General features: G+C 62.0%; 10 protein-coding genes. 3 read left to right on the forward strand and 7 right to left on the reverse strand.

Translation table 11 applies throughout. The features are described 5' to 3' along the window. Window positions 1–4 precede the first annotated feature (4 nt). Window positions 5–466: a pilin gene (locus tag ACSQ27_RS19885; RefSeq protein ID WP_436157208.1), complete on the reverse strand. Its 462-nt coding sequence runs from the start codon at window positions 464–466 to the stop codon at window positions 5–7. Between the two features lie 221 nt (window positions 467–687). Continuing rightward, complete coding sequence (locus tag ACSQ27_RS19890) at window positions 688–987, reverse strand: hypothetical protein (protein ID WP_007870212.1); 300 nt, start codon at window positions 985–987, stop codon at window positions 688–690. Between the two features lie 241 nt (window positions 988–1228). Between ACSQ27_RS19890 and ACSQ27_RS19895 the strand changes: the two genes are divergently transcribed. The 3 genes from ACSQ27_RS19895 to ACSQ27_RS19905 are packed head-to-tail and all read left to right on the forward strand — an operon-like array spanning window position 1229 to window position 7927. Next, a complete protein-coding gene (locus ACSQ27_RS19895; RefSeq protein WP_436157209.1) occupies window positions 1229–3613 on the forward strand; it encodes a tetratricopeptide repeat protein in 2385 nt (794 codons plus the stop codon). After that, on the forward strand, window positions 3610–5802 hold the full coding sequence (locus ACSQ27_RS19900; RefSeq protein WP_436157210.1) for a tetratricopeptide repeat protein: 2193 nt from the start codon (window positions 3610–3612) through the stop codon (window positions 5800–5802). The genes ACSQ27_RS19895 and ACSQ27_RS19900 overlap by 4 nt, the downstream gene beginning before the upstream one ends. Beyond that, window positions 5789–7927 carry a tetratricopeptide repeat protein gene (locus tag ACSQ27_RS19905; protein WP_436157211.1) on the forward strand — a complete coding sequence of 713 codons (2139 nt, stop codon included), beginning with the start codon at window positions 5789–5791 and terminating at the stop codon, window positions 7925–7927. Before ACSQ27_RS19900 ends, ACSQ27_RS19905 begins: the two co-directional genes overlap by 14 nt. A gap of 30 nt (window positions 7928–7957) precedes the next feature. On the opposite strand, the gene ACSQ27_RS19910 is transcribed toward ACSQ27_RS19905, so the two are convergent. From ACSQ27_RS19910 to ACSQ27_RS19930, 5 genes are all read right to left on the reverse strand, one after another. Next, a complete protein-coding gene (locus ACSQ27_RS19910) occupies window positions 7958–10363 on the reverse strand; it encodes a GspE/PulE family protein (RefSeq protein ID WP_436157212.1) in 2406 nt (801 codons plus the stop codon). Beyond that, window positions 10360–11151 carry a 3',5'-cyclic-nucleotide phosphodiesterase gene (locus ACSQ27_RS19915; protein ID WP_436157213.1) on the reverse strand — a complete coding sequence of 264 codons (792 nt, stop codon included), beginning with the start codon at window positions 11149–11151 and terminating at the stop codon, window positions 10360–10362. The genes ACSQ27_RS19910 and ACSQ27_RS19915 overlap by 4 nt, the downstream gene beginning before the upstream one ends. Window positions 11152–11187: 36 nt before the next feature. Continuing rightward, on the reverse strand, window positions 11188–13437 hold the full coding sequence (locus ACSQ27_RS19920) for a CHASE2 domain-containing protein (RefSeq protein ID WP_436157214.1): 2250 nt from the start codon (window positions 13435–13437) through the stop codon (window positions 11188–11190). Between the two features lie 62 nt (window positions 13438–13499). Continuing rightward, complete coding sequence (locus tag ACSQ27_RS19925) at window positions 13500–14159, reverse strand: FHA domain-containing protein (RefSeq protein ID WP_436157215.1); 660 nt, start codon at window positions 14157–14159, stop codon at window positions 13500–13502. A gap of 39 nt (window positions 14160–14198) precedes the next feature. Then, on the reverse strand, window positions 14199–14984 hold the full coding sequence (locus ACSQ27_RS19930; protein WP_436157216.1) for a Stp1/IreP family PP2C-type Ser/Thr phosphatase: 786 nt from the start codon (window positions 14982–14984) through the stop codon (window positions 14199–14201). Window positions 14985–14987: the final 3 nt, after the last annotated feature.

Below are 14987 nucleotides of genomic sequence, written 5' to 3' on the forward strand. Positions count from 1 at the left end.
TCGATCAGAAGTCTTTGCACGAACTTGGCAGGTACTTCTTGGGGATCGCGGCGGCGGTGCCGTCAGTACCGCAGCTCCAGGCAACGGTGCCGGTGGCGGTGCTACCAATGCCGCGCAGAACCATGGTCTTGCTGGCTGCAGCGGACAGGCCGGTATCAGTGGAGGACGTCACGATAATGTCGCCCTGCGTGGAGTTCACGCCCGAATAAGCCACCGAGGCCACATAGCGCGAAGTCTGGCTTTGCACGCCCATGGACGCTTGGTTCAGCTGCATTGTGGACTTTTGCGAGAAAGTCTCGGACACAGCCGTACGGCCGGAAGATGCGGCCAGCACAACTTCAGAGACCTTGGCGCGGACCATGTAGTCCTGGTACGCCGGCAGGGCCACAGCGGCCAGAATACCGATGATCGCAACCACGATCATCAATTCGATCAGGGTAAAACCCTGCTGGAGAGAACGCTTCATAAAAGCTCCTTAAATGAAAAAACAAACAAACACAGATAGCTGGCAACTTACAGCAGTTTCTGTGCCAAACCGGGCTTGGCCCCTGAACTTGCGGTTTTTATCAAAGGGAGTGAGCCAAAACCCGGCTTGCTTGAGCGCTTCTTGTCAATTCAAGTCACCGAAAGTGGCATTTTTGTCACCCCATTGTCCCTAAACCGATTTGACGGCGAGCCCTTGGGCGCTTACCCAATATGCCGGATCAGCCATTTGGTGAGCTCATCCGTATAGTCAGGCGCAACACCCGCATCCTTGAGCTTCCATTTGAAAGCATTGCCAAGCTGGGCTTTTTTATAGGTGTTTAGTTTGTGCTGTCTTTTGAAATGGTAGATCTGGTCCGCCATTTTCCCAAGCAGCTTGGTGGACTTCTGCGCGAATGCCTTGTCCCCAATCTGGTTGGCGGGAGGCATGCCCTCCAGAAAATACCGCGCGAGGGATTCGCCAAACGTCTTCGCTTCACGAGCGTCAAACCAACTCAATATCATGTGGCCTCCAGGTGCTTTTCACGATTGTGGCATTATAAAAATGGCGTCATGGCAATGTACCGGGGTCGGGGGCGGTTTGCCCTTCGATCGAGTCGCGACCCAAAGGCAATGACGCCTGGCGTCCAGGCCCTCAGTCCCATGGGTAGTCCAATCCGCATTCAGGAAGACGGCGCGCATCCGTCTTTTCAGCGCACCCATTAAACCATTCGGCTGAGGCCGCAATCAATTGAAGAGGCAAGGGATGGGAATATTTGATCGAGTAGCAAAGACCGGGCGTCCTGACGCCGGAGCCGCCACGCAAGAGGTATCGGGCCCCGAGGCATCCGCCGGGCAGCTGCTTGAACAAGGCATGGAGTTCGAGCAGCAAGGGCAGCCAGAAGAAGCGCTGCGGTGCTACGACACGGCCATCAGCCTGATGCCCGAACTGGCGCGGGCGCACTTCAATCGAGGCACCATTTTGCTGGACCGCGGCGATGCGCAGCAGGCCCTGGAGGCCTTCACCCAGGCCGTGCGCTACAAACCGGAATCAGCCGGCGCCCACTTCAACCTGGGCGCCGCTTATTCACGGCTGGATCAGCACGAGGCGGCCGTCCCCGCATACCGCGAAGCGCTGGCGCTCAAGCCGGAATTTGCCGAAGCGGAAATGGCCCTCGGAGCGGCGCTTGAAGAACTCGGGCAGGATGAAGCGGCGGTGGCAAGCTATCGCCGCGCGCTGGAGATCAATCCCGCTTATACCGAGGCGTATGACAAGCTGGTCAAGGTCTTGAACCAGTCCAAGCGATTCGATGAACTCGCGGACACCTATCGCCAGATGCTGGAAACCGATCCGCACAATGCGGATTGGCTCAACAACCTGGGAGCCGTCCAGAGAAAACTCGGACGGTTCAAAGATTCGGCCGCCAGTTTTCGTCGGGCAGTGGCGGCCGACCCGCAAGATGCGCTTGCACACAACAACCTCGGCGCCACCCTGCGCACGCTGGGACAGCTGACGGAGGCGGTGGACAGCTATCGCCGGGCGCTGGATATCCGGCCGAATTTCATCGAGGCTCACCACAACCTGGGAAATCTTCTCTCCGAACTGGGCGACGCCGACTCTGCCGTGTCGAGTTACCGCCAGGCGCTGGAGATCAATCCGGATTTCGCCGAATCGCTGACTGCCATGGGCGCGGTTTTTCAGACGCAGGGGAAATTTGACGAAGCGGTTGAACTTCACCAGCACGCCTTGGCCATCAGGCCTGATTACGCGCAGGCCCACAGCAATCTCGGAAATGCCCTGCAGGATCTTGGGCAGCTTGAAAGCTCCCTGAAAAGCACGCGCCGCGCGCTGGAACTCCAGCCTGATTTCACCGAGGCCCACAACAGCCTGCTCTTCGTACACAACTACCTCGCCGACCAGCCTGTTCCGCATTTGCTGGCGCAGGCCAGGCGTTTCGGGGAGGTGATTGCCCGCCGCGCGCGGCCAACGCTGGCTTGGGACAATCCACCCGATCCTCAGCGCCGCCTGCGGGTGGGCTTTGTCTCCGGGGATTTTTGCATTCACCCCGTTGGCTATTTTCTGGATGGCGTTTTTGCGGCCCTGGCCTCCCACGCCGCCTCGCTGGAACTGTTTTGCTACCCGACGCGTACCTGTGATGACGAACTCAGCCAGCGGCTCAAAGCCTGCTGCCATGCGTGGCATCCAGTGGTGGGACTGTCCGATGAACATGTGGCCGAACTGATACGCGACGACGGGATTGACATCCTGATCGACCTTTCGGGGCACACAGCGTACAACCGCCTGCCGGTATTCGCCTGGAAACCCGCGCCGGTCCAGCTGTCCTGGCTGGGCTATTTCGCAACTACCGGCGTGCAGGCCATGGACTACCTCCTCGCCGACCCCTGGACCTTGCCGGCCAGCGAGGAAAGCAGCTTCACGGAGAAAATCTGGCGCCTGCCGGAAACGCGGCTGTGTTTTACGCCGCCACGCACGGACGTTACCGTCTCGCCGCTTCCGGCCTTGACCAACAGCTATGTCACCTTCGGCTGCTTCAACAACCTCACCAAGATGAATGATGCCGTCGTGGCGTTGTGGGCACAGATACTGAATGCCGTGCCGGCGAGCCGCCTGTTTCTCAAGGCCCGCCAGCTGCAGCAGGCGTCCGCGCAACGCGAGGTCATTGCTCGTTTCGCAGCCCACGGCATTGAGCCTGGTCGGCTGATCCTGGAAGACTATGTTCCCCGCGAAAACTATCTGGCGGCGTATCAGAAAGTGGACATTGCCCTGGACCCTTTTCCCTACCCCGGTGGAACAACCACGGTAGAAGCCTTGTGGATGGGTGTACCCGTGCTGACACTGACGGGCGAACGGTTTCTGTCGCGCCAGGGCGTTGGCCTGATGATGAACGCGGGGCTGGCCGAGTGGGTCGCCGCGGACCCGGATGACTATCTTGCCCGCGCAGTCGAGCATGCCGGCGATCTGCAGAAACTGGCCACGCTGCGTGCAGGCTTGCGGTCGCAGGTGATCACCTCGCCGATCTTCGACGCACCACGCTTTGCCAAGCATTTTGAAGCCGCCCTGCGCGGCATGTGGCAAGCATGGTGGGCGCAAAATTCCGCGCCTTCTACAAAAGCAAGAGATGAACGATGAGCACGCGTGAGCAGCTGGCCAAGACCGAAGATCCCGCGCCAAGCCAGGCGTCCTTGAGCCCCGAGCCATCGGCCGAGCAATTGCTGGAGCAAGGCATGGCGCTGGAGCAACAAGGCCAGCCGGAAGAAGCATTGCGGTGCTACGACACGGCCCTCAGCCTGATACCTGAGCTGGCACGGGCACATTTCAATCGAGGCACCATTTTGCTGGACCGCGGGGATGCGCAGCAGGCCCTGGAAGCCTTCACCAAAGCCGTACAGTACAAACCTGATTCGGCCGGCGCCCACTTCAACCTGGGGGCTGCGTATGCCCGGCTGGATCGACATGAGGCAGCCGTGTCCGCCTATCGCCAGGCACTCACGCTGAGACCGGATTTTGCGGAAGCGGAAATGGCCTTGGGTGCAGCGCTGGAGGAGCAGGGGCGTGACGAGGAGGCCATGAAGAATTATCGTCGTGCCCTGGAAATTCAACCGGGCTACGCCGAAGCCCAGGACAAGCTGACCTACCTCCTGGTGCGGCTCGATCAATTCGACGAAGCCGCGGCCGGCTTCCGCCATATCCTTGTTCGGGATCCCCACAATGTCAATGTCCTCAACAGCCTGGGGCTCATCCTGAACTTCAAAGGGCAGTTTCATGAGGCGGTCAGCCATTACCGCCTTGCCGTGAAGATCAAGCCGGACTTTCTGGCCGCGCACGGCAACCTCGGCAATGTGCTGATGGACCTGCACAAGTTCAGCGACGCGGCGGCAAGCTATCACAGGGTGCTGGAACTCGACCCGAATAGCGCGGATGCATATAACAACCTGGGAAGCGCATTCAAGGACCTCGGCGACCTGGACAAGGCCCTGGCGAGTTATCGCAAGGCCATGACGCTCAAGCCGGATCTTCTGGTGGCCCACAGCAATCTGTTGATGGTCCAGAACTACCTGTCCGAACAGCCGCCGCAGGAGTTGGTGGAGGAAGCACGCCGGTTTGGCGAAACGGCCGCCCGCCTGGCCCCGCCACCGCAGCCTTTGAACAACAGCCCGGTGCCCGATCGATGCCTGCGGGTCGGCATCGTCTCGGCGGACTTGAGCGCCCATCCCGTCGGTTATTTCATCGAGAGCATTCTTGCCGCCCTGGTGACCGGATCAGCCGGGCGCCTGGAACTCTTCGCCTACGCCAATTCATCACAGTCGGACGAGGTGACGGCAAGGATCAAATCCCATCTTCGGGGCTGGTATCCGGTGCACGACCAGTCCGATGAGTCCCTGGCCCAACGCATACGCGATGACCGCATAGACATCCTGATTGACCTGTCCGGCCACACGGGAGGGAACCGTTTGCCCGTCTTTGAACGCAGGCCGGCCCCCGTTCAAATCAGCTGGCTGGGTTACTTCGCCACCACGGGCGTCCCGGCCATCGATTACCTTGTTGCCGATCCATGGACGCTGCCCTCCCAACTGGAGCAGCATTTCACCGAAAAGATCCTGCGCTTACCGGAGACCCGCCTTTGCTTCACGGCTCCGACGCTTGACCTGAACACCACGCCACTGCCGGCACTGACCAAGGGCTACGTAACCTTCGCCTGCTTCAATGCCCTGCCGAAAATGGGCGACGCTGTGGTGGCCCTGTGGGCCAGGATATTGCACGCGGTGCCCGAAAGCCGCTTGCATCTCATGGCCTCGCAACTCAGCGAAGCCTCAACCCGGCAGACAACCCTGGAGCGATTCACGGCGCACGGGATTGAGCCGGGGCGGCTGCTGATTCAAGGGCCCATGCCGCGCGACAGGTACCTGGAAACCTATCATCGTGTGGACATCGCCCTGGACCCGTTCCCCTACACAGGCGGCACCACCACGGCAGAAGCGCTGTGGATGGGGGTGCCGGTGCTGACATTGGCGGGCAACACCTTTTTGTCGCGCCAGGGCGTGGGGTTGTTGATGAATGCGGGCTTGCCCGAATGGATTGCCGCCGATGCCGACGACTACGTGAGGCGAGCCGTCACGCACGCCGGCGATTTGCAAAAGCTGTCCGCGCTGCGCGCAGGCTTGCGGCCGCAGGTGCTGGCCTCACCGCTCTTTGATGCGCCGCGCTTTGCCCGGCATTTTGAAGCCGCCCTGCGCGGCATATGGCACAAGTGGTGCGGGCAAGGTAGCTCATCCCGGGACCAGCCGGACATTAAAGAGGTAAGCGATGGGAAGATTTGATCAAGCCGCGGAGGCGGGGCATTCTGGCACCGGAGGCGTCGGGCCGTCCGCCGAGTTGCTGCTTGAGCAAGGTATGGAACTCGAGCAGCAAGGGCGGCCCGAGGAGGCGCTGCGGTGCTACGACGCAGCCGTCAGCCTGATGCCCGAGCTGGCGCGGGCGCACTTCAATCGGGGCACCATTTTGCTGGATCGCGGCGATGCGCAGCAAGCCCTGGAGGCCTTCATCCTGGCCGTGCGCTACAAACCGGAATCAGCCGGCGCCCACTTCAACCTGGGGGCCGCTTATTCACGGCTGGACCAGCACGAGGCGGCCGTCCCCTCATACCGCGAAGCGCTGGCGCTCAAGCCGGAATTTGCCGAGGCGGAAATGGCCCTGGGAACAGCGCTTGAAGAACTCGGGCAGGATGAAGCAGCGGTGGCAAGCTATCGCCGCGCACTGGAGATCAAGCCCGGTTATGTCGAGAGCCATGAAAAGCTGGTCAAGCTGCTGGGGCGGCTCGGACGCTCCAATGAGCTTGCGGCCGTCTACCGCCGTCTGCTGGAGCTCGATCCCGACAACGTGGAGATACTCTACAACCTGGGCCTGCTCTTGCGCCACCTGGGCCGTATGCAGGACGCCGCACGCAACTTCCGGCGCGCGGTGGAACTCAGGCCCGACTTCATTGATGCGCTTTGCAATCTCGGTGACGTCTCCATCGGGCTGCGGCTGTTCGACGATGCAGTGGAAAGCTACCGCAAGGTGCTGCAACTCGAGCCCGACAACGCGGGGGTGCACCACAACCTGGCAGCCGCGCTCAAGGACATTGGAAGGCTGGACGAGGCACTTGAGAGCTACCACCGCGCGTTGGCCATCAAGCCTGATTTCCCGATCGCACAAAGCAACGTTTTACTGATTCATCACCTGCTGCCAAGGTTCTCCGTCGAGCAGCAACTGGAAGAAGCCCGGCGCTTCGGTGCGATGGTCGCCCGGATGGCTCCTGCCTCTGCCGCCCCGGGAAATCTTGTGGATCCCGCCAGATGCCTGCGCATCGGGTTTGTCTCGGCCGATCTGCACTCGCACCCCGTGGGCCACTTTATTGAAAGCGTGCTGGCAGCATTGTCGACAGGGGCCTCCGGCCGGCTGGAACTCTTTGCCTATTCCAACTCATTAAATGCGGACGAGGTCACGGCCCGAATCAAGCGCCATTTCCAGAGCTGGCAGTCGGTGGTTGGCCTGCCTGACGAAGTGATGGCCCGGCGCATCCGCGATGATGCCATAGACATCCTGATCGACCTGTCCGGCCATACCGGCAAGAACCGCCTGCCGGTCTTTGCCTGGAAACCCGCCCCCGTGCAGATCAGCTGGCTGGGCTACTTCGCCACCACGGGTGTAGCGGCCATCGATTACCTGATTGCCGACCCCTGGACCTTGCCCGCCGGGCTGGAGAGCCATTTCACCGAAAAAATCCTGCGCCTGCCGGAAACCCGGCTCTGTTTCACCCCCCCCGCGCACGACGTGGAGGTCGCCCCCTTGCCGGCCTTGCGCAACGGCTATGTGACCTTTGCCTGCTTCAATACTTTGTCAAAGATGAACGATGCGGTGGTCGCCCTGTGGGCCCGGGTACTGCACGCTGTACCCGGCAGCCGATTGCAACTCGTGGCGCCGCCGGACCAGCACGTCCACTGGCAGCGTGTTGTGACAGAGCGTTTTGCCGCCCACGGCATCAACCCCGGGCGGCTGCAGGTACTGAATGCGGGGCCCCGCGCAGCCTACCTGGCGACCTACCAGCAGGTCGACATCGCCCTCGACCCCTTCCCCTACACCGGCGGAACCACCACGGCTGAAGCCCTGTGGATGGGCGTGCCGGTGCTGACGCTGGCAGGCAAGAGCTTTCTGGCCCGCCAGGGTGTCGGGCTCCTGGCGAATGCCGGATTGCCCGAGTGGGTGGCCGAGGACGCTGACGACTACGTGAGGCGCGCGGTCTCGCATGCCGGCGACTTGCAGCGCCTGGCATCGCTGCGCGCCGGCATGAGGGAGCAGGTGCTGGCTTCACCGCTCTTTGACGCGCCACGCTTTGCCCGGCACTTTGAAGAAGCCTTGCGCAGCGTGTGGCGCAAATGGTGCGAGGCGCAAGCCCCGAACTGACTCACCGGCCTGGCGGATGCCCGCAAGGCCTTATTTGATGCAGACCGAGCGGACCATTTTCAGGTCGGTCAGGCCCATCAGCACTTTCTCCATGCCGTCCATCTTCAGCGTGTGCATGCCACTGCTGACCGCGCTGGCGAACAGTTCCGCGACGCGGGCGCGCTCCTGGATCAGTTTTTTCGCGGCGTCGTCGGCAATCATGAGTTCGTGCAGGCCGATCCGGCCCTTGTAGCCGGTCTTGCCGCATTTGTCGCAGCCGACGGCGCGGTACACGGTGAGTTTGCCGTCCTTGCCGTAGCGCTCCATCCAGTCTTCAAACAGCTTTTGCGACTCGCCGCCCTCATCGGCCTTCCAGGCGTCGGTGTGCCGCAGTTCTTCGGAGTATTCCTTGATAAAATCCTTGATTTCCTGCGAACTCAAGGTATGCGCCTCTTTGCAGTCGCACAATTTTTTGGCCAGGCGCTGCGCCAGGATGCCCAGCAGGGCATCGGCGAAATTGAAGGGGTCCATGCCCATGTCCAGCAGGCGCGTGATGGATTCGGGCGCTGAATTGGTGTGCAGGGTCGAGAACACCATGTGGCCCGTCAGCGAGGCCTCGACGCCCATGGCCACGGTTTCCTTGTCGCGCGACTCGCCGACCATGATGATGTCCGGATCCGCCCGCAGGAAGGCGCGCATGACCAGCGCGAAGTCGATGCCGGCCTTGCGGTTGATCTGCACCTGGCGCAAACCCTTCTGGGTGATTTCAACCGGGTCCTCGGCCGTCCAGATCTTGGTGTCCGGCGTGTTAAGGAATTTCAGGATGGAATGCAGCGTGGTGGTCTTGCCCGAGCCCGTGGGGCCGCACACATAAAACAGGCCGTAAGGCTTGGAGACGGTTTTTTCAAGCCGCTCCTTGTTGTGGGCCGTGAGTCCGAGCTTTTCCAGCGGGATCGGCTCGCCGGCGGCCAGGATACGCATGACCACGTCTTCCACGCCGCCGGCGGAGGGAATCGTGGCCACCCGCAGCTCGATGTCGAGCGGGCCGTATTTCTTGAACTTGATCTTGCCGTCCTGCGGCTTGCGCTTTTCGGAAATATCCAGGTCGCACATGATCTTGAGCCGGGTCACCATGGCCTGGCGGAACTGCGCCGGCACTTCGATGTAGGGCTGCAGGGTGCCGTCCACGCGAAAACGGATGCCAGTCTTGGCCTTGCCGGGCATTGGCTCGATGTGGATGTCCGACACCTTCTGGTTGTAGGCGTCGATGATGACCTTGTTGACGAACTTGACCAGCTCGTTGTCGGCCGCCGCGGATTCCAGCGAGGACTCGTCGACCGGATCGCCCTCCAGCGGCGAATCCATGTCGGCCAGCAGCTGGTCGATGGAGCTGCTGTCGGCGCCGGCGCCGAACAGCTGGTTCAGCGTCTCGTCAAACTCGGTCTGGGTCGTGACGCGGTAGGCGAACTTGGTGATGCGCGGGAACACCTGCGGAACGACGCGCGCCCCGCGCACGGCCTCCGGGTCCATGCACATGATCACCAGGCCGTCCGTGGTTTCCTCCAGCGGTATCCAGCCCTGTTGCCCGATGAACTCCCGCTTGAGCGGGCCGTGCAGCATTTCGGAGCGTATGCGCCCGGCGTTGAAGGGCTCATAGCCCATGCCGAAAAACTTCGCCAGCGACTGCCCGATCTGGTTGGGGCGTATGTGGTAGTTGGCCATCAGCATGTGCTCGACCGACTTGCCCTCTTCGCGCGCCAGCTGGATGCATTGCTGCAGCTCGTCCTGCGACAGCACGCCTTCGGTGACCAGGCCGTCGTACTTGGTCGCCTTGCGCCGCTGGCCGTCTTCCGTTCTCTGCATGCGCTGGCGAATCGCGATGCCCAGGGTCTTGCAGAGCTGGCGCGCGCCGTCTTCCTCGAGCTTTCCAAAGGGCTGGTCGCTGCGGTTGTTGATGACCTGCAGGACGCCGTACAGCGTGTCGCCGTCCATGACGGGCGCCACCAGCATCTGTTTGGTTCTGTAGCCCGAGCGCTTGTCGACTTCCTGGAGGAAGCTCAGGGCCGGGTGGATTTTCTTGAGCGCATCCTCGTCGTAGACGTCGGCGATGTTGACCATCTGGCGCGACATGGCCACATAGCCGGCGATGCTTTGCGCGCTGACCGGCAGCTTCAGGTCGCGGCTGGTGTTGAGCCCCGTCTTGACCTTGGACACGATGGACGTGCGGTCTTCGTTGACGGCGTACAGGGTCAGCCGGTCGGCGTTGAAGAGCTTGCAGATGTCCTGGCTCGCCTCCAGCATGATCTGGTCGATGTTTTCGGTCTCATGGATCCGGTTGGTGACCAACTGCAGCTGCCGGAAATACAGCGCCTCGAAGGTGACGCCGCGCTCTTGCGGCGGCAGCATCTGGGAGTCGAAAAACTCGTCCTGGGGGTCTCGTTGCAAAACGGCGCTCATAGTTCAAACTCCTGGCCTGCCCGCAGCCACCGGATGTCGTGCGTCACGTTGGGGCCAAACGGGCGGGTTTGGTCAAAACGCTGTATCTCGGCCATGATGAGGTCGGTTTCGGCAGGCTTGGTGTGGGTGATGTAAATCGGGTAGTTCTTCCCGCGCTCGATGCAGTCGAGCTCATTGGCCAGCGCATGGGGCGACAGGTGCAGACTGCGCTTGGCGAGCTCGCGCTCGCGGTTGCTGAAAGCGGTTTCGATGACCAGCATGGCCACGTTCATCTGGTTGATCCGGGCCCACAGGGCCGGGTTCTGTTCGGTGTCGCCGGTGAATACCCAGCAGCCCTTGCCTGTCGCCACGGCGTACCCCACGGCCGGCACGGTATGCACCGCGGGCAGCACTTCCACGTGTTTTCCGGCCAGCAGCAGGGTCTGCCCCACGTCCAGGGGATGGAAGCTGATGAACGGCGCCTCCGGCGTGGGGATCCTGGAAAAATCCGGCCAGATGGTGTTGTTGAAGATGTGCGCCTTCAGCGCATTGATCGTGCCTTGCAGGGCGTGAATCTGTATCGGCGAGGTCCGCCGCGCCGCGATGGCGTCCACCATCAGGGGCAGCGCGGCGACGTGGTCCAGGTGCGAATGTGTGAGCAACACATGGTCGATGCCGGCCATCTCGTCGAGCGTGAGGTCGCCCACGCCCGTGCCCGCATCGACCAGCAGGTCGTTGTCCAGCAGAAAAGACGTGGTCCGGCAGTCTTTGGCGATGGCTCCCGAGCAGCCTAGTACACGTACTTTCATGTGGTTTTCCGGTTGGCCCTGAGTTGGTCTTTTATATTATTTGGTCTCAAAATTGGTTGCGCCGTCCCACTCCGGATCAAACGGCAACAGCCTCATGGAGGCTACACGCTCCGCATACAGCCGGTAAAGGAACTTTTTGCCATTTGCCCGCTGCAAATTTAGTAACTGAACGTCACACTGGTCCCAGTCCTGGGCACGGTAGGCTTTCAGGGCCATGCCCCAGGTTTTCAGTTCGGCGGAACTGTCTTTGTCGATCCGGTCCGCCGGCGCCAGCGGCCAAAAAATGGCCACAGCCTGATCTTTGCCCTTCACGCGGACTTTGTCCAGTTCCTGCCACGCGAAATCACCGGCCAGCTTGCGGGTGGACTCGCTGACCACGATGTCGACACCATAGGTCTTGGACAGGCCCTCCAGGCGCGAGCCCAGGTTCACGGCATCGCCGATCACGGTGTAGCTGCGGCGGATGTCCGATCCCATGTCGCCCACGCACATGGTGCCGGTGTTCAGGCCGATGCCGATGCCGATCTCGGGTAAACCCTTGGCCTTGTGCTCTTCATTGATCTTGCGGACGGCGTTTGACATCTCGAGCGCCGTTTTCACGGCCAGCGCGGCATGGTCGGGCGTGTCCACCGGGGCACCCCAGAACGCCATGACGCAGTCGCCCATGTATTTGTCGATGGTGCCGCGGTTGCCGCGTATCAGGTCCGTCAGGCGGCTGAAGACGCTGTTGAGCAGCGCCTGCAGCTGGGTCGGCTCCATGGTCTCCGACATCTTGGTGAAGCCGCGCATGTCGCAGAACATGACGGTCAGCTCCTTGGTGGTCGCCGTCATGCTGTAGCTGTCGGGGTCTTTCACCATCTCGTCGACCAGCTCGGGCGGCACGTAGGTGCCGAACAGGTTGGCCAATTCGCGCTTGGATCGGCTTTCGACGAAATAGCCGTAACTCATGTTGAGCGCGAAGGCCGTCAGCGCCATGACCAGCGCACTGGCCAGCGGCAGCACCAGGCCGTAGCCCGCGTAAAGCCAGAAATTCAAGCCGGCGATGGCGGCGGTCACGGCCAGGCTGACCAGCACCGCGCGGGAGGCCGACAGCAGCGGCAGCGCGAACGCCAGCGTCAGGCCCGACAGCAGCAAAATGACGATCTCGAACCCGACCGCATAGTCGGGCTTGACGAAGACCTTGCCGTCCAGGAAACCCGAGATCACATTGGCGTGGGTTTCCACCCCGGGGTAGGTCTCCCCGACCGGCGTGACCCGCAGATCGAGCAGGCCCGGGGCCGTGGTGCCGACCAGGACGATCTTGTCCTTGAGCGAGCCGGGCGCCAGGCGCTTGGCCAGCACGTCGGCCGCCGAGATGTAGCGGAAGGAACCGCCGTTGGCGCCGCCATTGCCGCGAAACGGCACCAGCGTGGCGACCCGGTCGTCCACCGGAATCGCCAGGACCTTGCCGCCCTGCTTGAGCAAAATGCTTTCCAGCCCCTGGTAGTTGCGCGTGAGGAACTTTTCCGGCGGGAAGCCGGGCTCGACCCGGGGCAGGCCCACCAGCATGCGGAACATGGCCAGCGCCAGCGATTCGTAATACTGCCCCTTGTATTCCGCCAGCAGGGGGATGGAGCGCACCACGCCGTCGCCTTCGGTGATGGAGTTGAAGAAGCCGCCCAGCGGCGCGGCCTTGGCCAGGAGTTCGATGTTGGCGCCGTAGCCGTTCCAGCTGGTGAACTTGATCGGCCGTCCGGCCAGTGCGGCGCTGTCCATGACGGGCGCCGGCAGCACGCCGTTGACGCGTCCGTCCCTGTCGCTGGTGAAGTAGTAACCCATCACGACCGGCCGTTTTTCGATCGCCTTGGCGAACACCGCGTCGTAATCCAGGCTGGCCTGCAGCTGGTTGAGTTTTTCCGAAAAGCCGGGCTGGTCTTTCAGTTCGGCCTGCGCCAGCTGCTTGAGCCGTTTCAGGCCCGAGCTTTCGTCGGCCTCGGCGAACACCACGTCGAAACCCAGCAGGGCCGTCTTCTGGCGGTCCTGCAGTTCCTCGACCAGTTCGGCAAGCCTGTTGCGTCCCCAGGGCCAGCGGCCGACTTCGGCCAGGCTTTTTTCGTCGATGTCGACGATGACGATGCGCTCATCCAGCGTGTGCGGCATGGTCGCCCGAAGGCGCGCGTCGTAGATGATGTCGTCCAGCCGCTGCAGCACGCCGACGCGCAGGACGCCGCCCGCATGCAGCAGGGCAAACACGAGCGGAATCAGCGTGACGGCGATGCGAGGCCAGTGCCGGGAGAGGAGTCTCATGAGACCTCGGGTGTTGGGTGCTGACGGTTCGCGTTATGGCGAAGCCCCGGCAGGCACCCGGGTCAATGTTGGACGAACTGCATCTGCGTTCCGGCCAGTTCGAGCATGTCGCCGTTTTTCAGGACAACGGGCTCGGCCCCAATGGGCGCACCGTTGAGCGTCGGTTTTCCGGCCCCTTCCACATGGGCCACGACAAATCCCTGAGGCCGCTTGGTGATCGCGGCCACCGCGACGCCGGGTTTGCCGATGGTGGTGACCACCTTCACCAGCGCCACTTCGCGGCCGGCTGCAGCGCCCGACATGACCTTGATGGCCGCGCTGATGTTGCCGCCCGGATCGGCCGGGGCCGCCGCCGGTGCGCCGCCGGGAGGAGGCGCGACCAGGCCGGCGGAGCCGGCCTTGATGATCATGGTTTTCTCGAAACCGGCAGGCTGGGCCTCGTTCACGTACTTGATCTTGTACTTGCCGATTTCCACCGTATCGCTGTTTTGCAGCAACAGCTTCTTCACGGCCTTGCCGTTGACGTAGGTACCGTTGGTGCTGTTGAGGTCTTCAAGATAGACCTCGTTGCCGGACATCTGCAGGACGGCGTGCTCCCCGCTGACAGCGAGGTTGTCAATGACGATGTCGTTGTAGGGCCTGCGACCCAAAGACGTCCTGTCTTTCGTCAACTGGACTTCCTTGATCACAACGCCGTCAATAGAGACGATCATTTTCGGCATGGCCGACTCCTGTCTGTTTTTAAATTTTCAGTCACCGCGCTATTTTCCCAGCATTCTGGACAAAAGCCCGCGCTTGGCCGAGTCTTCTTTCGCGTAAGCCAGCAAGACGGAAATATTATCGCGTCCGCCGGCCTCGTTCGCCGCCGCAATCAGCTGCTTTGACTTTTGTTCCAGCGTTCCCGCGCCCGCCAGGATGGCGGCAATGCCCGGATCCGCCACCATGTCCGACAAGCCGTCGGAACACATGAGGTACAGGTCGCCCGATTCCACGCGGTGTTCGTTGACTTCCACCAGCACGGTGTCTTCCACGCCCAGGGCGCGCGTCACCAGGTTCTTGTTCAGGGACGTCAGGGCCTGCTCGGGGGTGATCAGCCCGGCGTCGATCTGCTCCTGGAGCAGCGAGTGGTCCTTGGTGATCTGCTGGAGTTCCTGCCCGCGCAGGCGGTAGCAGCGCGAATCGCCGATATGGCCCAGCATCAGGCGCCCGTCCTGGAAAACACCCACGACCAGCGTGGTGCCCATGCCCGTGTACTGGGGATTGGAGTTGGCCGCGTTGAAAATCGAATGGTTGGCGTTTTCCACGCAGATTTCCAGCGCCCGGCGCACTTCCTTGGCATTCGCATGACGGCCCGCCTGGGACAGCCAGCGCCCCATTTCGGACTTGATGAAGGCCACGGCCATTCCGCTGGCGATCTCGCCGGCGTTGTAGCCGCCCATGCCGTCCGCCAGGATGCAAAGCCGCGTCGCCGGATCAAAGGCCACCGCATCCTCGTTGTTGTCCCGCGTCAACCCTGGGTCGGTATGTGTACAAATCTCGTAGATCATCTT

The sequence above is a fragment of the Polaromonas sp. LjRoot131 genome (genome assembly GCF_964252805.1).
Lineage (GTDB): Bacteria > Pseudomonadota > Gammaproteobacteria > Burkholderiales > Burkholderiaceae_C > Polaromonas.

Bases quoted from the DNA above. Each gene is read 5' to 3' on its own strand.
- ACSQ27_RS19895 (WP_436157209.1), top strand. From the start codon at position 1,229: ATGGGAATATTTGATCGAGTAGCAAAGACCGGGCGTCCTGACGCCGGA.
- ACSQ27_RS19890 (WP_007870212.1), bottom strand. From the start codon at position 987: ATGATATTGAGTTGGTTTGACGCTCGTGAAGCGAAGACGTTTGGCGAA.
- ACSQ27_RS19910 (WP_436157212.1), bottom strand. From the start codon at position 10,363: ATGAGCGCCGTTTTGCAACGAGACCCCCAGGACGAGTTTTTCGACTCC.
- ACSQ27_RS19900 (WP_436157210.1), top strand. From the start codon at position 3,610: ATGAGCACGCGTGAGCAGCTGGCCAAGACCGAAGATCCCGCGCCAAGC.
- ACSQ27_RS19885 (WP_436157208.1), bottom strand. From the start codon at position 466: ATGAAGCGTTCTCTCCAGCAGGGTTTTACCCTGATCGAATTGATGATC.
- ACSQ27_RS19930 (WP_436157216.1), bottom strand. From the start codon at position 14,984: ATGATCTACGAGATTTGTACACATACCGACCCAGGGTTGACGCGGGAC.
- ACSQ27_RS19905 (WP_436157211.1), top strand. From the start codon at position 5,789: ATGGGAAGATTTGATCAAGCCGCGGAGGCGGGGCATTCTGGCACCGGA.
- ACSQ27_RS19925 (WP_436157215.1), bottom strand. From the start codon at position 14,159: ATGCCGAAAATGATCGTCTCTATTGACGGCGTTGTGATCAAGGAAGTC.
- ACSQ27_RS19920 (WP_436157214.1), bottom strand. From the start codon at position 13,437: ATGAGACTCCTCTCCCGGCACTGGCCTCGCATCGCCGTCACGCTGATT.
- ACSQ27_RS19915 (WP_436157213.1), bottom strand. From the start codon at position 11,151: ATGAAAGTACGTGTACTAGGCTGCTCGGGAGCCATCGCCAAAGACTGC.